The sequence below is a fragment of the Pararhodonellum marinum genome, from assembly GCF_015354735.1.
Lineage (GTDB): Bacteria > Bacteroidota > Bacteroidia > Cytophagales > Cyclobacteriaceae > Pararhodonellum > Pararhodonellum marinum.
Genome location: NZ_JACEFJ010000009.1, coordinates 106,747 through 125,901 on the forward strand (window position 1 = coordinate 106,747; position 19,155 = coordinate 125,901).

The 19,155-nt window shown below is 43.8% G+C and carries 16 protein-coding genes; 7 read left to right on the forward strand and 9 right to left on the reverse strand.

What is annotated here, in order from left to right; translation table 11 throughout:
* Positions 1-3: 3 nt before the first annotated feature.
* Together H1A14_RS16130 and H1A14_RS16135 are read right to left on the reverse strand one after the other, a co-directional pair.
* The gene (locus tag H1A14_RS16130) at positions 4-1,461 is read right to left on the reverse strand and encodes a DUF1501 domain-containing protein (RefSeq protein WP_194777310.1); all 1,458 of its coding nucleotides are present in this window, start codon (positions 1,459-1,461) and stop codon (positions 4-6) included.
* A 1-nt stretch (position 1,462) separates the two neighbouring features.
* Positions 1,463-3,775, reverse strand: a complete 2,313-nt coding sequence (locus tag H1A14_RS16135) for a PSD1 and planctomycete cytochrome C domain-containing protein (RefSeq protein WP_194777311.1) — start codon at positions 3,773-3,775, stop codon at positions 1,463-1,465.
* Between the two features lie 438 nt (positions 3,776-4,213).
* Between H1A14_RS16135 and H1A14_RS16140 the strand changes: the two genes are divergently transcribed.
* Positions 4,214-6,028, forward strand: coding sequence for a serine hydrolase (locus H1A14_RS16140; protein ID WP_194777312.1), 1,815 nt, complete (start codon positions 4,214-4,216; stop codon positions 6,026-6,028).
* Between the two features lie 199 nt (positions 6,029-6,227).
* On the opposite strand, the gene accC is transcribed toward H1A14_RS16140, so the two are convergent.
* The 7 genes from accC to pdxA all read right to left on the reverse strand — a co-directional run bounded on the left by accC (position 6,228) and on the right by pdxA (position 11,974).
* Complete coding sequence (gene accC / locus H1A14_RS16145; RefSeq protein ID WP_194777313.1) at positions 6,228-7,577, reverse strand: acetyl-CoA carboxylase biotin carboxylase subunit; 1,350 nt, start codon at positions 7,575-7,577, stop codon at positions 6,228-6,230.
* A gap of 31 nt (positions 7,578-7,608) precedes the next feature.
* Positions 7,609-8,091 carry an acetyl-CoA carboxylase biotin carboxyl carrier protein gene (accB, locus tag H1A14_RS16150; protein ID WP_194777314.1) on the reverse strand — a complete coding sequence of 161 codons (483 nt, stop codon included), beginning with the start codon at positions 8,089-8,091 and terminating at the stop codon, positions 7,609-7,611.
* Positions 8,092-8,192: 101 nt separating this feature from the next.
* The gene (gene efp / locus H1A14_RS16155) at positions 8,193-8,756 is read right to left on the reverse strand and encodes an elongation factor P (RefSeq protein WP_194777315.1); all 564 of its coding nucleotides are present in this window, start codon (positions 8,754-8,756) and stop codon (positions 8,193-8,195) included.
* A gap of 21 nt (positions 8,757-8,777) precedes the next feature.
* The gene (locus H1A14_RS16160; RefSeq protein ID WP_194777316.1) at positions 8,778-9,776 is read right to left on the reverse strand and encodes a beta-ketoacyl-ACP synthase III; all 999 of its coding nucleotides are present in this window, start codon (positions 9,774-9,776) and stop codon (positions 8,778-8,780) included.
* A gap of 303 nt (positions 9,777-10,079) precedes the next feature.
* A complete protein-coding gene (rpmF, locus tag H1A14_RS16165) occupies positions 10,080-10,271 on the reverse strand; it encodes a 50S ribosomal protein L32 (protein ID WP_194777317.1) in 192 nt (63 codons plus the stop codon).
* 12 nt (positions 10,272-10,283) lie between these two features.
* Complete coding sequence (locus H1A14_RS16170; RefSeq protein WP_194777318.1) at positions 10,284-10,853, reverse strand: YceD family protein; 570 nt, start codon at positions 10,851-10,853, stop codon at positions 10,284-10,286.
* A 101-nt stretch (positions 10,854-10,954) separates the two neighbouring features.
* Positions 10,955-11,974: a 4-hydroxythreonine-4-phosphate dehydrogenase PdxA gene (gene pdxA / locus H1A14_RS16175; RefSeq protein ID WP_194777319.1), complete on the reverse strand. Its 1,020-nt coding sequence runs from the start codon at positions 11,972-11,974 to the stop codon at positions 10,955-10,957.
* Between the two features lie 194 nt (positions 11,975-12,168).
* Here pdxA and rsmA point away from each other — a divergent pair, with 194 nt between their 5' ends.
* The 6 genes from rsmA to H1A14_RS16205 all read left to right on the forward strand — a co-directional run bounded on the left by rsmA (position 12,169) and on the right by H1A14_RS16205 (position 19,144).
* Positions 12,169-12,951, forward strand: coding sequence for a 16S rRNA (adenine(1518)-N(6)/adenine(1519)-N(6))-dimethyltransferase RsmA (gene rsmA / locus H1A14_RS16180; RefSeq protein ID WP_194777320.1), 783 nt, complete (start codon positions 12,169-12,171; stop codon positions 12,949-12,951).
* Complete coding sequence (mgtE, locus tag H1A14_RS16185) at positions 12,939-14,306, forward strand: magnesium transporter (RefSeq protein WP_194777321.1); 1,368 nt, start codon at positions 12,939-12,941, stop codon at positions 14,304-14,306. Before rsmA ends, mgtE begins: the two co-directional genes overlap by 13 nt.
* Positions 14,307-14,357: 51 nt before the next feature.
* Entirely contained in the window at positions 14,358-15,305 is a 948-nt protein-coding gene (locus H1A14_RS16190; RefSeq protein WP_194777322.1) for an NAD(P)-dependent oxidoreductase, read from the forward strand.
* A 61-nt stretch (positions 15,306-15,366) separates the two neighbouring features.
* The gene (locus H1A14_RS16195) at positions 15,367-15,858 is read left to right on the forward strand and encodes a hypothetical protein (protein WP_194777323.1); all 492 of its coding nucleotides are present in this window, start codon (positions 15,367-15,369) and stop codon (positions 15,856-15,858) included.
* 50 nt (positions 15,859-15,908) lie between these two features.
* Positions 15,909-17,834, forward strand: coding sequence for an OmpA family protein (locus H1A14_RS16200; protein WP_194777324.1), 1,926 nt, complete (start codon positions 15,909-15,911; stop codon positions 17,832-17,834).
* Positions 17,835-17,974: 140 nt separating this feature from the next.
* On the forward strand, positions 17,975-19,144 hold the full coding sequence (locus H1A14_RS16205; protein WP_194777325.1) for an AIR synthase related protein: 1,170 nt from the start codon (positions 17,975-17,977) through the stop codon (positions 19,142-19,144).
* The last annotated feature ends 11 nt before the right edge of the window (positions 19,145-19,155 follow it).

Sequence of the window (19,155 nt, forward strand, 5' to 3'; positions counted from 1 at the left end):
ATCCTATACCAAAAGGTCCTTAACTACTTTGCCGTGTACATCTGTCAGCCTATACCGTCTTCCAAGGTGCCTGAAAGTCATTTTTTCGTGGTCGATTCCCAAAAGATGCAGCATGGTCGCCTGGAAATCATGGACATGTACCGGATTGTCGGTGACATTGTAACCAAACTCATCTGTTTCGCCATAGACCATGCCGGATTTGACGCCACCTCCGGCCATCCAGATGGAAAAGGCCCTTGGATGGTGATCCCGACCATAGTTGTCTACGGACATTTTTCCTTGACAGTAGTTGGTCCGGCCGAACTCCCCACCCCAAATCACCAGGGTTTCGTCGAGCATTCCTCTTTGTTTGAGGTCGGTAATCAAGGCCGCTGAAGCCTGATCCACATCCTTGGCCTGTCCAGCCATTTCATTGGGAAGGTTGCCATGCTGATCCCAGCCTTGATGGTACAGCTGGACAAAACGCACTCCATTCTCAGATAATTTTCTTGCAAGTAGGCAGTTGGCTGCATAGGTTCCAGGCACGAGGCAATCAGGCCCATACAATTTGATGATGCTGTCGGGTTCCTTGGAGATATCAGTTACTTCTGGAACGGCTGTTTGCATCCTGTAGGCCATTTCATATTGCTGGATTTTAGCCTGTATCTCTGGGTCCCCAAACTGCCGGTAACTCATTTCATTCAAGGCTGCAATCTGATCCAGCATTTTCCTACGGTCCTCTCTACGCATGCCTTTGGGATCGGACAGATAGAGTACCGGATCTTCACTGGCTGAAAATTGCACTCCTTGGTGAACAGAATCCAGAAAGCCATTGGTCCAAAGCTTGGAATAAACCCCCTGCCCGTTGCCTTTGCCTCTGCTAAGGAGCACACAGAAGGCAGGCAGGTTACTGTTTTCACTGCCCAGCCCATAACTCAGCCAAGCGCCCATACTGGGCCGGTTTCCGACCTGAGCTCCTGTTTGGAAAAAAGTAAGGGCAGGGTCATGGTTGATGGCTTCAGTCTGCATGGATTTGACAATACAAATGTCATCCACTATTTTGGCGGTATGGGGAAACAATTCACTGATCCAGGCACGGGACTGTCCGTATTGGTCAAATCTGTAGTAGGAGCCTACCAAGGGAAAGGAATCTTGCCCGGAGGTCATCCCGGTAAGCCTTTGTCCCATGCGGATGGAAGCAGGCAGTTCCTGTCCCATGTATTGGCTTAATAAAGGCTTGTAATCAAAGGATTCCAACTGAGAAGGAGCACCGTTCTGAAACAGATAGATCACCCTTTTAGCCTTGGGCGCAAAATGCGGTACAGCAGCCATCAAGGCACCTTCATCGATACCACCGTTCCCCCTGAAAAAGTCGGGGATCAACAGGGAACCCAAAGCCACACTACCCAGTCCCAAACTCAGTTTGGAAAGGAATTTCCTTCTGTTCTGGTTCAATCCATGTTCCAATGTTTCCTTTTCCATATCAGCTTTTGGTAATGGTTTCCTCCAGGTTGTACAAGGCCACGATGACTTGGGTAAGCGCGGCAAGTTCCGGCGAGATTTCGGTCGACTTTATCGGGAATTCTCCTATCCGAACGAGAGGATCCAGATTATCCGGATTCTTCTCAAAACGTATTTTTTCTTCCTCAAAATAATTCTGCAGCAAATTGATTTCTTGGTTTGAAGGAGTGCGGCAAAGGATTCTTTCGAAGGCTTCTTTCAGCGCGGTTTTTTCATTTTCTTGGCTCATCAAAAGCCTCTCGGCCAATACCCTTGATGCTTCCAAAACAAGGGGGTCATTCAACATGGCCAAAGCCTGCAAGGGAGTATTGGTATTGCCCCGCTTGACCTCACAAAGGTCGCGGTTTGATCCATCAAAAATAATGGGCTGAGGAGGTGGAGAGGTGAGCTTGATGAAGGTGTAAAGCCCCCTTCGGTAGAGTTTATCTCCTCGGTCCTGCTGGTAGGTAGCCAAGAGTCCCCTTCCAGAGGTGGATGCTTCCCATAGGCCTTCAGGCTGGTAGGGCTTCACACTGGGGCCGCCTATTTCACTGACCAGCAGTCCACTGCTGGCCAATACATGGTCCCTTACACTTTCTGCCTTCATGCGGATGCGGGGGGCACGGGACAGGTAGATGTTTTCAGGATCTTTTTCAAACTTTTTAGGATCCACCACGGCCGATTGTTGGTAGGTGGCGGAAGAGAATATCTGGGTGAGCAGCCTTTTGATGTCCCATCCGTTTTCCATAAAATCCACTGCCAGCCAGTCAAGCAATTCGGGGTGGGAGGGAAGGTCTCCCTGCATGCCAAAATCCCCGGTGCTTTTTACCAGTCCCTGACCAAATATTTCCTGCCAGATCAGATTCACAATTACCCTGGAAGTAAGGGGGTTTTTTGGATCTGTGGTCCATTTGGCCAGTCCGAGGCGGTTTCGTGGATATTCCTCAGGAAAATCCATAATGGCCGCAGGGGTGTTTGCAGTAACTTCTCTCGAAGGGGCATCGTACAGTCCTCGGTTAAGCATGTATGTGGTCCTGACCGTATCCAGTTCTTCCATGACAGACACCATCAGTTTGCTGCTGTCGGAATGGTTGATAAAACTCAGCAGCTCATCGATGTCTTCCCGTTCAATCCAGAGAATTGGGGTTTTGGCAGGTTTGGATTCCTGCACATCCCCTTCGTAGCCTTTTTCGGGGGTATTGTTAAAGAAAGCATACAGCTGAAAATAATCTTGCTGAGAGATGGGGTCATATTTGTGGTCATGACATTGGGCACATTCCGCAGTGATTCCAATGATTCCTTTGCTGAAGGTATTGGTTTTGTCCAGAACATATTCTACCCGGTATTCTTCATCAATGACGCCACCCTCCTCTGTATATTTATGGTTTCGGTTAAAGGCGGTAGCTAATATCTGTTCTTTGTTGGCATCAGGAAGCAGGTCTCCTGCCAGCTGCCAGGTGATAAACTGGTCATAGGGCATGTTTTGGTTAAATGCATGGATGACCCAGTCCCGGTAAGGCCATTGTGTCCTGATGTTGTCATCCTGATAACCGTAAGAATCTGCATAGCGGGCAATGTCTAGCCATAAAACTGCCATTCGTTCTCCGTAAGAGGGCTGAGTCAAAAGATGATCAATCGTCTTTATGTAAGCCTCTTCACCAGAGTCCTCTTCAAATTTTCTCAACATTTCAGGACTTGGGGGCAGCCCGGTGATGTCGAGGCTGATTCTTTTCAGCAACGCATGGGCTTGGGCAGGTGAATTTGGTTTTAGTCCAATTTTCTGCATGCCAGCCAGCATAAAGTGGTCGATTTCGTTTTTCGGCCAGTCTTTGGCCTTGACTTCTGGCACTTTGGGTTTGATTGGAGAAACAAAAGCCCAATGGGGTTCATACACCGCTCCCTGTTTGATCCAGTTTTTTAAAATCTTTATTTCATTTTCTGTCAACTTAAGGTTTGACTCAGGAGGGGGCATCATTTCTCCTGGATCCTCGGAGGAGATGCGACTGACCAGTTCTGATTTCGCCACATCGCCTGGTATGATGGCATGGGCTCCGGGATTTTCCGATAGAGCCGCATAGGCCGCCTCAGCTTGGTCGAGCCTTAATCCTGCCTCTCTCTTGTTGGCATCAGGACCATGGCAGGCAAAACATTTGTCTGATAAAATGGGGCGTACATGAAAATTGTAACTGACCTGATCTGAATCCTTCAAAATGGTCCCAACTTCTGTATTTTCCTTACAGGAAACTGCGAAAAGAATGGTAAAGACCAGGAAAATATGGGGCCATTTGGGGTGCATCGGACAATGGGTTTGTAATCAGAACATTATGGTCAATCTCGTAAAAAATTAAGTAAATAACAATCCTTCCATAAAATTTTAGAAAATATAGAAGCGGTGAAAATAAGTTGTGAGAAAAGTTAATTTTTATCACCCCGGGACAGGAAAGGACTTTTGAAGCAACTGAGGTGAGTCCTATTGGAAACAGCCAATTCCCTATCTGTTTTTTTCCCAGGTAGGGCTATCCTATTTCATGTAAACTAGCCAAAAAATTGACTAAACAGATCAAATTATATTTGCTGATAAAAACCCACAATTGGTTGGCGATTTACCCCAATCAGATAATTTCTTATGAAAATAATTCTGGTTATGTCCTACATGATTTTTAGACTTTCAGAGAAAGAATTAAATAAATTTAAATTAGCTTTCACTTTTTATTTGCTAGTTCAAAAAAACACCATGAAAAAACTGATCCTTTTCTTACTCCTATCATGGGTTGCATTGCCTTCCCATGCGCAAAAACAGAAAAATGACAATCGTTTTACAGGTCTGGATGCCGAACTTAACCAAGTCCTCGAAACCTGGAATGCTGCCGGTTTTGCCGTTGCAGTAGTAGAAAAAGATAAAATTTTGTATTCAAAAGGGTTCGGTTACAGGGATTATGAGCAAAAAATTCCGGTGACTCCCAATACACTTTTTGCTATCGGGTCAAGCAGCAAGGCTTTTACTTCAGGGCTTTTGGGGATTTTGAGAGAGGAAGGCAAATTGTCCTTTGATGACAGCCCCATCAAACACATCCCTGAACTCCGGTTTTACAGCAATGAGATGAACAACCTCATCACCATCCAGGATATGATGACCCACAGGACCGGGCTTCCCAGGCATGATTTGAGCTGGTACTTTTTCACGACACAGTCCCGGGATACTTTGATGCAACGGATCCAATACCTTGAGCCTTTTGCCCAAGTCAGGGAAAAATGGTATTACAACAATTTTATGTTTTTGGCCCAGGGAGTAATTACAGAAAGGATTACCGGAAAAACATGGGAAGAAAACCTGAAGGAAAAATTATTTGACCCTTTGGAAATGAATGCCAGCAATGCAATGATTGATGGGTTGAAAAATGGGAAAGAGGCTGCTTTTGGCTACGAAGTAAAAAATGACTCCCTTATCAAGAAGATGGACTACTATGACATTGCTGCCATGGGGCCTGCAGGCAGCATCAACAGCAGTGTCAATGAAATGTCAAACTGGCTGATTACCTGGATCAATGGCGGCAAATTCAAAGAAAAACAGATCCTGCCTGAATCTTATGTAAAAGAAGCGATGAGTCCGCAGATGATCATGGCAAACAGTCTTCCGGACAAGGAATTTCCCGACATGCACCTCAGTACCTATGGATACGGATGGATGATCTCTTCCTACAAAGGCCATTACAGGGTAGAACATGGGGGAAATATCAATGGCTTTTCCGCCAATGTGGCTTTTTTCCCATCAGACAGTATCGGAATTGTGGTTTTGGCCAATCAAAACGGGTCACCCATTCCTGCCATAGTGAGAAATATAATCAGTGACCGCATGCTGAAAGTTGAAAAAACAGATTGGAACAAAATACAAAAAGAAAAAGCAGACGAAGCCAAAAAACAGGCAGAATCCGGTAGGGCAGAATCAAAATCCATCCAAAAGAAAGGTACCAAAACCTCCCATATTTTGGCAGAGTTTACCGGGGATTATGACCATCCGGGATACGGAACCATTGCGGTACTGTTAGACCGGGATTCTCTTTTTGCTCAGACGCCTTATGAAAAAGTTTGGCTGAAGCACTTTCATTACAATATTTTCTCATTGGTGGGGATGGAAGATGGGAAGGTGGATACCACCATCGTTTCTCCTATGCAATTCAATTTCAGGATCAATGATTTGGGGGAAATTGCCTCCCTGTCATTCAAAGCAGAACCCACCGTAGATGCCATTGAATTCAAGCGAAAACCCAAAGAGATAGCGGTGGATAAAGAGACCCTTGAAAAGTATGCAGGAGAATATGAGCTTGCTGGACAAAGCATTAAATTCTACCTTAAGGAAGGAAATGAAAACACCTTGTTCCTATTTGTTGCCGGTCAACCTGAGTATGAACTTTTGGCTATCGGAAAAGATAAATTTAGCTTGAAAATAGTGGAAGGGTATTCCATAGAATTCTCGGAGGACGAAAGTGGAAAGATAAATGAAGCTACCTTTACCCAACCCAATGGCGTATTTGTGGCGAAGCGGAAATGAACGAAATTTGAATTTATGGAAAGTAGGACATGCATGCATTGCCTTTATTCCATACCATGTGTAAGGATTGAATCATGTCTTGCCGGGTTTTGGCTCAACAAGGAAATTACTCAAAGAAAAGGTTTGCAGCCAAAGCACAAAAAAAGCTGAATTTGCGTAAAGACCTAAAGAAAAAAAGCTGGTACAAGACCAGCTTTGATTATTTTTTGATTGTTGAAAAGTCAAACGATTCCAGGAATTTGGTGGTATAATTACCCGCCTGAAATTGTTCGTTTTCCAAAAGTGCAATGTGGAAAGGGATTGTGGTTTTGATTCCGTCGATGACAAATTCTTCCAGCGCCCTTTTCATCCTAACTATTACCTCTTCTCGGGATTGTCCGCTCACTATCAGTTTGGCAATCATAGAGTCGTAATTGGGGGGAATGACATAGCCTGCATATACATGGCTGTCTACTCTGACCCCTCTGCCGCCGGGGAGGTGTAGATTTTGGATCTTGCCCGGACTTGGTCTGAACCCGTTGCTGGGGTCTTCCGCATTGATTCGGCATTCCATAGCGAATAGCTTTGGGATATAGTTTTTTCCCGAGATCTTGGCTCCTGAAGCTACCTTGATCTGCTCTTTGATCAGGTCAAAGTCTGTCACCTCTTCTGTGATGGGGTGCTCTACCTGTATCCTCGTATTCATTTCCATAAAATAAAATTTCCGGTGTTTGTCAACCAGAAATTCTATGGTTCCCGCTCCTTCATAGGCAATGGCTTCTGCCCCTTTAATGGCAGCCTTGCCCATGGCATCCCTTAGTTCTTCAGTAATGAACGGGGAAGGGGTCTCTTCAAGCAATTTTTGGTGTCTTCGCTGAATGGAACAGTCCCTTTCAGACAAATGACAAGCTCTTCCGTCACTGTCACCCACGATTTGAATTTCAATGTGGCGGGGATCCTCTACAAATTTTTCAAGATAAAGTCCGTCATTGCCAAATGCTGCTCCAGATTCCTGTCTTGCATCATCCCAAGCTTTTTTAAATTCACTTTCTTCACGGACAATACGCATACCTCGGCCTCCTCCACCAGCAGTTGCTTTAAGTATGATGGGATACCCTATTTCCAAAGCGATTTTCTTTCCTTCTTCTACAGAACTCAACAAACCTTCTGAACCGGGAATGGTCGGCACGCCTGCTTCCTTCATGGTGGCCTTGGCGGAAGCCTTATCACCCATTCTATTGATCATATCCGGGCTGGCACCTATGAATTTGATGTTGTATTCTTCACAAATCCGGGAGAATTCTGCATTTTCAGACAAAAAACCATAGCCGGGATGTATCGCATCCGCGTTGGTGATTTCTGCAGCTGCGATGATTCTGGGAATATTGAGGTAAGATTCCCTGCTCGGAGCCGGACCTATACAAACCGCTTCGTCAGCAAAGCGCACATGTAAACTGTCCTTGTCTACTGTGGAATAGACTGCCACAGTTTTGATTCCCATTTCTTTACAGGTCCTGATGATTCTCAGGGCGATTTCACCTCTATTGGCAATTAGTACTTTTTTAAACACAGTTTTTTGGGTTGGTGAAACAATGTAATTATTATCCTTCTGGATCTACTAAAAACAAAGGCTGATCGTATTCTACCGGTGTGGCATTGTCGACCAATATTTTGACCACTTTTCCGGATATCTCAGATTCGATTTCATTGAAAAGTTTCATGGCTTCGATGATGCAGACCGTCTGACCTGCTGAAATAGTATCTCCTACATTGACAAAAGCATCAGTATCAGGACTAGGGGTTCTATAAAAGGTACCGATCATGGGAGATTTCACCTCGATGTATTTGGATTGATCTTCGCCTTTGGAGGCAGGTGGAGTGGAAGGTGCCGGGGAAGGATTCGGTGCAGGGGTATTGGATTGGGTTTGTTGGGGTGCTGCAGTGATGACTTCAGTAACTTTTGCAGCAGGTACTTCCGCGTTTTTCTTAATAGAGAGTTTGAACTCATCTGTCTCGATTTTCACTTCAGCCAATCCTGAATTTGAAATAAAATCTATTAACTCCTGTATCTCTTTTGCTTTCATGATTTTTTGGTTTTAGGAAACTCAGTATCGGTATTTGGGTTGGTATATTGCATAAAAACACTAAAGCTATGTAATTTAATAAAATCGCATAGCTTTTAAAATTATTTTACTCTTTCGGAATAAGAACCATCTCTGGTGTCCACCTTGATCATGATGTCCTGCTCCACAAAAAGGGGCACCATAATGGTTGCTCCAGTCTCCAGTGTGGCTGGTTTCATGGCATTGGTGGCTGTGTCGCCTTTGATACCAGGTTCAGTATAGGTAATCATCAATTCCACAAATGGCGGCAATTCCACTGAAAGCGGGGTTTCGGTCTCATCATGGACCAAGATGTCTACTTCCTGACCTTCCTTCAGAAGGTCAGCTCTTTGTATCAGTTTTTCCTCGATGGGAATCTGTTCAAAGGAGTTCATGTCCATAAAATGGTGGCCCATATCATCGGCATAAATGAACTGATGAGGCCTTTTTTCCACTCTAGCCGTTGTGACTTTTTCTCCGGCATTGAAGGTTTTTTCCAATACTTTTCCTGAGGTCAGGCTTTTTAGCTTAGTTCTCACAAAAGCCGCTCCCTTCCCCGGTTTGACATGTTGGAATTCCACGATGGTATATATATCATGATTGAATTCCAAACAAAGACCGTTTTTAAAATCCGCAGTACTAGCCATTCATTTTGCTTTTAGTAAAGGTTATTTGGGGTCATAGCCCCATTTTAAATAGATTGACCCCCATGTAAATCCGCCTCCAAAAGCAGCGAGGATGATGTTGTCTCCTTTTTTTAATTGTGATTCGTAATCCCAAAGACATAAGGGGAGTGTTCCGGCAGTGGTATTGCCATACTTTTCTATATTCATCATCACTTTTTCGGGACCGATTCCCATCCGGTTGGCCGTTGCATCAATGATTCTTTTATTGGCTTGGTGAGGTACTAGCCAAGCAACATCTTCTGATTTCAGGTTATTTTGGGCCATGATTCTGGCACTTACTTCCGCCATATTGGTCACTGCAAATTTGAATACAGTGGATCCTTCCTGATAGGCAAAATGTTCACGGGCGGCAACTGTATCCGCTGTGGCAGGCTTACGGCTACCTCCTGCTTTCATGTGTAAAAATGGTGCTCCGCTGCCATCTGTGTGAAGCAGACTGTCCATCACCCCCACTTCCTCGTCGGTAGGTTCCAATAATACGGCACCTCCACCGTCTCCAAAAATAATACAAGTAGTTCTATCGGTGTAATCTACAATGGCAGACATCTTATCCGCTCCCACGATGATCACTTTTTTGTGCATACCGGTTTCAATGAACTGGCTGCCCATGGTCAGCGCATACAAGAATCCCGAACAGGCGGCGGATACATCAAAACTGTAACTGTTTTTGGCACCCACATTATCAGCGATGATATTGGCTGTCGCAGGAAAAGGCATATCTGGGGTGACGGTAGCGCAGATGATTAAATCAATTTCCGAAGGATCTGTGTTGGTTTTTTCCAGTAGTCCTTTAACTGCTCCGGTTCCGATCACAGAAGTTCCCTGTCCTTCCCCCTTTAAAATCCTTCTTTCTTTGATCCCGGTTCTGGAGGTAATCCACTCATCATTGGTTTCTACCATGGTTTCCAGTTCTTTGTTGGTTAAAACATAATCTGGAACCCATCCTTCCACTCCGGTAATGACAGCTCTTGTTTTTTTCATGAAATTCTTATTTGGATAAACCTGTCGCTTCCCGAAAGCAATCAAGGTTTCCATTTTTGTTCTTCAATTTCTGTTTTATAGGCGAAAGAGAAATTTTAAGATCGGATTTAAGTTTCCAAAATTATTTAAAATGTCCCGCTCCGCCAAGTCTTTTTGCGACTAGAATCCTAAATGTAAGGTTTTTAGCGGCTTAATGAATTCTCTAGCCATTTTAAATCAAAAAATCCACCCGGCTCGTCGGATGGATTTATTGCAGATTGGTCAGCACTAAGGCAAAAACCCAACCTGAAATCTGGTAGTACATTATGCCAAAACTTCTTTTTCTATGATCACTTCGCCCTTGTAATAAAGCTTACCGTCTAACCAAAAAGCCCTGTGAGGCAAATGGAATTCTCCGGTAGTAGGACATTTGGCAAGACCAGGAGCAGACAACTTATAGTGCGTTCTTCTCTTGTCTCTTCTGGTTTTTGAAATTTTTCGTTTAGGATGTGCCATCGCTATATGATTTTAAGATTTGTTCTTTAGTTTTTTTAAAATTTCCCACCTGGGATCTGTTTTATCCGGGTTTTCCTCATCCGCTTTATCCAAAGGTTCAGATTCATCTTCTATTTCGGATACATAGACCATTTCACCTTCACCTTCAAATTCATCCTCATCCATTTCTTCCAGATAATCAGGATGGATTTTTTTGGCCGGTAGCGCCAAAATGATGAATTCATAAATCAACTGTGCCACATTGATATTTGGGGTGTTTCGGGTGATCATGAAGATGTCTTCGTTGATTTCCTTTTCCTCCGCCCCAAACTTGTACAAGACCTTCTGACTTGTTTCCAATGGATGATCAAATTCTTCTAAACTCCGATCACAGGTCAATCTAACCGTTCCGGTGATGTTGAATTGGGTCTCAATTAAGTTGGGTAGCTTGTTGACTGCTACAAGTGCTGTCAGGCTACCTTTTTGGATCAGATTGTTTTCTTTGATCAAAGCAAAGAAAGGATCTGATATTTCAAAGGTGAATTCATGTTGGCCTTCATTTAATTTGATGACCTCAATTTCGTAAGCTCTCCAGAGTTTCACGCTTCCTCCTCTTAAATTAAGACCGCAAATTTAGTGAAGTATTTTAGAATAATAAAATTTGCTTGAGAATAATTTCATATATAACTCCGGTGCGGAGGGGATTAACCCTCTTCCCAGTTTTTGTTTTGAACGATAATGTCATAAGCCATAAGGATGGCAGCCCGCATGGATCCTTCATCGGCAATGTTTTTGCCGGCAATGTTGTAGGCTGTGCCATGGTCCGGGGAAGTGCGGGTAAATGGAAGTCCGGCAGTGAAGTTCACCCCATCCTCAAAATGGAGCGTTTTGAAAGGGATGAGTCCTTGATCGTGGTACATGGCCAATATTCCATCAAATTTTTTGTGGTGTAGCATCCCGAAAAAGCCATCAGAGGGGTAGGGACCAAAGACCATGATTCCTTTTTCTTTGTATTCCCTGATCAGGGGTTTCAGAATTTCTTCTTCCTCTCTGCCGAGTAGGCCATCCTCTCCTGCATGTGGATTAAGTCCCAAAACTGCGATTTTAGGTTTGTTGATTCCAAAATCAGTTACCAAAGAATGAATCATGATGTCCAGTTTTTTCCGGATATTTTCAGGCGTGATGGCAGCAGCAACCTCGGAAAGCGGCACATGTCCACTTGCCATTCCGATCCGCATGTCCTCAGAGACCATAAACATCAGGCTTTCTTTTGCTCCAAAGGCCTCCGTCAAATACTCAGTATGTCCGACGAATTTCAGTTCTGGGGAATTGATGTTGTTTTTGTTGAGGGGTGCAGTGACCAAAGCATCCAATTTATTGGCTTTTAGGTCTTCGGTAGCCTGTCGAAGCGCATAAAGGGCCAATTTGCCGGCCTCTTGGGTTTCTACTCCCGGTAAAACTTCTGGAGAGTCGTCCAGCACATTGATCACATTGTTTTTTCGGTGGTTGACCTCGTCCACATTGCGGATCTGCATGAAGTTGAAATCTTCCAGGTTGAGCAGCTTTTTGTAAAAAGTCAGGGCTTTGCCATGGGCATAGATGACGGGAGTGATATTTTTGTGCAAGCGGTTGTCCAACAAGGCCTTCATGGTGACTTCAGCGCTGATGCCGTTGATGTCGCCTATGCTGATGCCTATGATGGGTTTATTTTTTTTGATGCTCATGCTGTGAGGTCTAAAGAATTGATTAATCGATTGAGGAAAAGGAGAAAAGCCAAAAGTTTACTTGGAATCACCGCTTTGGCATATTTCGGGTAATTCAGGTTATATTTCTGTCAAGTTTTACAAACCTATGGCAGTTCACTTATATTGTCTTAATTTTGACATGCAATTTATGATATTTTTATCAGAGTACATCCATGCAAAAAGTTAAACCTAAAAAGCACCTCGGCCAACATTTCCTCACAGATCTCCACATCGCCGAACAAATCGCCCAATCGGTGAAGGGTCATAAGGGTGCCCAAAAGGTTTTGGAAATCGGTCCTGGCATGGGAGTACTTACTGACTTTCTTTTGCAATCCAAGTTGGATCTATACCTTGTTGAAATAGACAGGGAGTCCGTCGCTTATTTGACCCAAAAGTATCCCCAACTGGCCGGTAAAATAATTGAAGGGGATTTTTTGAAACATGATTTCAGGCAGGTGCTTCCTGATCAATACATCATTGCAGGAAATTTCCCCTACAACATTTCCTCTCAGATCTTCTTCAGGGTCTTGCAGGAAAGGGATCAGGTGACGGAGGTGGTTTGCATGTTGCAGAAAGAAGTGGCCAAAAGGATTGCTTCCCCAAAAGGGAACAAGGATTATGGAATTTTAAGTGTTTTCTTGCAGGCATTTTACGACATAGAGTTTTTGTTTTCTGTTCCTCCGGAGGTTTTCAACCCTCCCCCGAAGGTCCACAGTGGCGTCATCAGATTGACAAGAAATGAGGTCAAAAATTTGGATTGTGATGAAAAACTGTTTTTCAGGATAGTCAAACAGGGCTTTAACAATCGGAGAAAGACCCTAAGGAATTCGCTCAAACCGCTAGGCTTGTCAGATGAGCTCAAAAGTGAGGCCATTCTGGATAAGCGAGCAGAACAACTGAGTGTGGCTGACTTTGTCAGTTTAACCCATAAAATAGCATTGTCTTGGAACCAATAAAAACATTTGAACTCTCCAAAGAATACCTGGAGAGCCTCAGAGAAGCTATAGAAACAGAGAACAATGATTTCATCAGGGAATCCTTGGATGGAGCCAATGAAGCCGATGTGGCCTCCATACTGGATGAGCTCAACATGGATGAGGCCCTCTATGTGCTGCGTCTTTTGGATCCGGAATTTTCCGCAGATATTTTGATTGAATTTGATGAGGATATCCTCACCAAAGTCATCAGGTCCATGGAGCCTTCCGAACTGGCTTTGCTGATAGACCAAATGGAATCCGATGACGCGGCGGATATCCTCAACCTGCTGCCCGTCAAAGACAGGGAGGATGTGATCAGCAACTTACAAGAGAAGGAGAAGTCAGCTTATATTCTTGATCTGCTGCGTTACGAGGAGGACAGTGCAGGTGGGTTGATGGCCAAAGAATTTATCAAAGCCAACCAAAACTGGAATGTCATTCAGACCATAGAGGAAATCAGAAGGCAGGCCGAAAATGTTGAAAAAATATATTCCATCTATGTGGTGGACAACAAACAGCATTTGTTGGGAAGGGTTTCTCTAAAAAAAATCATTCTGGCATCCGCCAACACCAAAATTGCAGACATTTACGAAGATGATCTCATCTCGGTGCCTACCTATATGGATGAAGAAGAAGTGGCGGAAATCATGCGGAAGTATGACTTGGAATCAGTACCTGTAGTCAATGTCAAAAACAAACTGGTGGGTAGGATCACCGTAGATGACATCCTCGATGTGATCAGGGAACAATCTGAAGAGGATATTCAGGCCATGACTGGTATATCTGAAGATGTGGAAGAATCCGATAGTGTATTCAGACTTTCCAAAGCTCGGCTTCCTTGGTTGTTTATTGGTGTGGTGGGAGGTTTGATGGGGGCACAGATCATAGCATTTTTTGAAGAGGGCCTCAACAAGGTGATTGCATTGGCCTCTTTTATCCCTCTGATCGCTGCTACAGGAGGGAATGTAGGCATTCAGTCCTCTTCCTTGGTGGTGCAGACATTAGCCGCCAAATCTGTTTTTGAGGACTCACTGGCCAAAAGGTTTTTAAAAGTCTTTTTGGTTGCCATTGTCAATGGCATCGCCTTGGGAATTTTTGTTTTCTTGGTAGTAGTCTTCATCTATAGGTTTGAGCCCATGTTTGGACTGACAGTCGGTTTGGCCTTGTTTGCCGTAGTGCTTTTGGCTTCTTTTATGGGTACCATGACACCATTGATACTTGATAAAATCGGCATCAACCCAGCCATGGCCTCGGGACCCTTTATCACCACGGCAAACGATTTGGTGGGTTTAGCCGTTTATTTCATGGTGGCCATGTTGCTGTTGAAACTTTAGGTTAATTTATCAGATATTTATTATAGACTTTATCCTGCCCCATCAGTAGCTATGAATGTATTGATCATAGATGAAATGCATGAAAGTATCATTCCTTTATTGGAAAATGAAGGATTCCTAGTTGCTTATCAACCAGATATCTCCCGAAAGGAAATCATAGAAATCATACCGAATTTTCATGGATTGATCATCCGGTCAAAAACGCCCATGGACCGGGAGCTGCTCGAAAAAGCAAATCAGTTAAAATTTATCGGACGGGCAGGTGCAGGATTAGACAAAATTGATTTGGATTACTTAAGGGAAAATGACATAGCCCTTTTTCACGCTCCTGAAGGCAATAGAGATGCAGTAGGGGAACATGCCATTGCCATGCTCCTGGCCTTGTTTAATCATCTGGGCAAAGCAGATGCGCAGGTCAGAAAAGGAATCTGGCACAGAGAGGAAAACAGAGGCGAAGAACTCGCTGGCAAAACCATAGGTATTTTTGGTTATGGCAACATGGGAAAGACATTTGCAAAGAAACTCAGGGGCTTTGATGTGAAGGTTTTGGCTTATGATAAATACTTGCGGAATTATGGAGACGATTTTGTGTCTGAAGCCAGTTTTGAACAAATCCAACAAGAAGCTGATGTGTTAAGCATTCATGTTCCCTTAACCGATGAAACCAAAGGCTTTTTTAGTATCCAGGTCCTAGAGCAATTTCAGAAGTCTTTTTATCTCATCAATACAGCAAGAGGAGAGGTAATCACTTTTGATGCCCTTAACGAAGCCCTGCAACGGGGGATTCTGAAAGGGGCCCTTTTGGATGTGCTGGAGAATGAGCGATTAAACAGTTTAAGTACTGCACAAAAGCATTCCTTTCTGAAATTGACTGAAAGGGAAAATGTGCTTTTTTCACCCCATATTGCAGGATGGACTTTCCAGTCCTATGAAAAAATAAACCAGGTATTGGTACAAAAAATCAAAGCCCATTTCCATACTTTCAGTTTGAAGGATTGAACCTTAGAAATTTAAATGAAACAAGAACTGTTAAACGAAAAATACGTAAACCAACTCCATCATGTATATGCCCTTTGAAAAAATGTCCTCCCAGTCCAGGGTTTGGATCTACCAGGCTGACCGGGAATTTTTGTCTGAAGAAAAAGCCATAATTCAAGATAGACTCAAAGCATTTTGCGAGCAATGGGGTACCCATGGCAGTAATTTGTCGACATCTTTTGATATTAAATTCGATCAAATCATCGTTTTAGCCGTAGATGAATCCAAACTGGGAGCGAGCGGTTGTTCGATAGACAGTTCTGTTAAGGTGCTTAGGGAGCTTGAAGCCGCTTTGGGTGTGGATTTGGTCAATCAAGGTAAGGTGTCTTACCTTTCAGATTCGGACAAAGTCTCGGTAAATTCCATTTCAGGAATCAAATCAGCCATTCATGATGGACTTTTGAAACCAGAGACCCTAGTTTTAAATCCCATTGTCAACCAAAAGCAGGATTTAGACAAAAAATGGATCATTCCAGCAAAGGAAAGTTGGTTGAACAAATACTTTGACAATTAATTATTATAAAAGTCATATATTAGAAGCCAAGACGGATAAGCGATATCAATATGAAGTGGAATTACCTATTTGTTGTATTAATAGGCCTTTTTTTTGAAAGCTGCTCGAGTTTGCAGCAAAAAGCCATGAATCAATTTGATGCGGGTGAATACCAATTGGCTATCAGTTCATTTTCTGAAATCCTGGAAAAGGATCCTGACAACATAGAAGCCAACCGCATTGTAGCTGAAAGTTATCGACTCAGCAATAGAATAGAAAATGCCACTGATTATTATGAAAAATTAGTGGAGGGAGACCCTTCTTACGACCACTATTTCCGGTATGCCGAAAGTCTTCGGCACAAAGGTCAATACAAAGAATCCATGGAGGCTTTTGAACAAGCCAAAGCGTATACCAGTGTAGATTCGCTTGTAGGAAAAGCAGATCTTGAAATAGGAAAAATTCAAAAGTTAGATCAAATCGAAGCTTATTGGCCCAACCATGTATTGGAAAATTATGAGCTTCTGAATACCAGAGGCATGGACTATGCCCCAGTAGTAAATGATGGTTTCATATATTTTACAAGTTCCAGAGAGGGAGGGGGTATCTACAATGCTACAGGCCAGTCGTACACCAAACTTTTTAGGGCAAAAGCAGAGGGTATTAAAGTTGATGTGCAGAATGTACAGGCACTTCCCGAATTCAGGAATGAGGAGGGATTGAATCAGGCTGCTATGGCGATCAGTCCGGATGGCAATACTTTTGTGTATGCAAGAGGCAATTCTCTTTCCAAGAGAGATCTTCCGGAAGTAAACCTTTTTGTATCCTATTTTCGAGGTGCAGGCTTTACACAACCCATCTGGATGCAGGTCAATGATGACGAAACCTACTGGAATTCTACCCCGGCATTCAGTCCTGATGGGGAAACGTTATATTTTGCTTCCAACCGTCCCGGTGGATATGGTGGTATCGACCTCTACAAGGCAAGCAAAATGGCCAATGGGGACTTTGGAAATGTTCAGAATTTGGGCCCAAAAATCAATACACCCGGAAATGAGCTTTTTCCCAGGCCAGTGGCCAACGGAAACCTGTACTTCTCTTCTGACGGACATCCCGGCTATGGCAAACTTGACCTTTTTGTGGCAAAACCCGCCGACGAGGGCCTGCAAATAATCAACTTAGGGGAAAACATCAATTCCGTCGCGGATGATTTTGCCATTTTCTTTACCAACTACCCCAAAGAAGGCTTTATCAGCTCTAATCGTGAAGGTGGAGTGGGGGATGATGACATCTACTTTTTTGAAGACAAGACACCCAAGCCCAAATTGGTCAATGTGTTCTTGAACCTGACTGTAAAAGAACGCAAAGAAGACGGTACGGAAGACATTCTGCCTCAGACCAGAGTGGTATTATATGATAGCCAAAACCGAAATCTGGGGGGAGACAATACCAACCAAAGAGGATTGGTGAGATTCAAACTGGAACCTGATGCCACTTTTTCTTTTATCGCCTCAAAGAGTGGATATTTTACCAAAAGTGTGCCTTACAGTACAGTTGGAAAAACACCCCGGCAGGAGGAACTCATTCAAGATGTGACCAACATTACCTTGGATACCACCCTGTATTTGGACCAGTTGGTGCTTGAAAGATCCATTGTGTTGGAAAATATCTACTATGATCTGGATAAAGCTGACATTCGACCTGATGCTGCCCTTGAACTGGATAAGCTGGTGCAGATCTTAAAAGACAATCCGTCCATACGCATCGAACTCAGTTCTCATACGGATGCCAGGGCAAGTGATTCCTACAACGACGCCCTTTCCCAGAGAAGGGCTGAATCCGCCGTTAACTACATTGTTTCTCAAGGCATAGAAAGAAGCCGTTTGGTAGCCAAAGGCTATGGTAAGCGTCAGCTCATCATACCCAATGCCCAAACTGAGGAAGACCATCAGGTCAACAGGCGAACTGAATTTAAAGTGATCGAGATAGAGGATTAAGGTTTGATTTTGCCTAAAATGGATTGTCAGATCATACTTTCTAGTCAAACTTTCTACAGGGAGTAATTTCCTATTTATTCCTCCCCGGTTTCCCTTTCTATTCCTTACCTTTGTGAGGACAGAGACCAAAATATGATTCCATGAGTGAAAGATACATGCAGAGGGGCGTTTCGGCATCCAAAGAAGATGTACACCAAGCCATAGCCCACCTGGACAAAGGCTTGTTCCCCAAAGCTTTTTGTAAAATAGTGGAGGATACCTTAGGCAATGACCCTGATTTTTGCAATATCATGCATGCCGATGGGGCTGGGACCAAGTCTTCTCTTGCCTACATGTATTGGAAGGAGACGGGTGACCTTTCGGTTTGGAAAGGAATCGCTCAGGATGCCATTATCATGAACATTGATGATTTACTTTGCGTAGGCGCAATCAATAACATTTTGGTATCAAGCACCATAGGCCGCAATAAAAATCTGATTCCCGGTGAGGTGGTTTCTGCCATCATTCAGGGAACCGAAGAGGTGCTTCAAACCCTCAGGGACAATGGAGTCAATGCTATTTTGACGGGAGGAGAAACCGCAGATGTGGGGGATTTGGTGAGAACCATAATCGTGGACAGTACCGTAACGGCAAGAATGCCCCGCAATGAAGTAATTTCCAATGATGCCATTCAGGCCGGAGATGTGGTGGTGGGTCTTGCTTCATTTGGACAAGCAAGGTACGAGACTGCTTACAATGGAGGTATGGGCAGCAATGGATTGACATCCGCCAGACATGATGTTTTTGCCAAAATACTAAAGACCAAATATCCCGAAAGTTTTGATTCAGCTGTGCCGGAGGACCTCGTTTATTCCGGAAAATACCAATTAACAGATCCTGCTCCCGGCACTCCCTTGGACATGGGTAAGCTGGTCTTGTCACCTACCAGGACCTATGCCCCCATTATGGTTGAGGTGCTCAAGTACCTGAGGCCCAAAGTACACGGTTTGGTTCATTGCAGTGGAGGTGCACAAACCAAAGTATTGCACTTTATTGAAGGATTAAATGTGATCAAAGACAACCTATTCGAAACCCCACCACTTTTTCAGATCATCCAAGAAGAAAGCAGGACGGACTGGAAAGAAATGTATAAGGTATTCAACATGGGGCATAGAATGGAAGTCTACCTGGAAGAAAAGTATGCAGAAGAGGTGATGGATATTGCTGAGTTTCATGGTGTGGATGCACAGATCATCGGTAGGGTGGTGCCTCATGAAGGCAAACAAGTGACCATTCAGAGTAAGCATGGACATTTTGAATACAAGTCTTGATTTTATTTAAA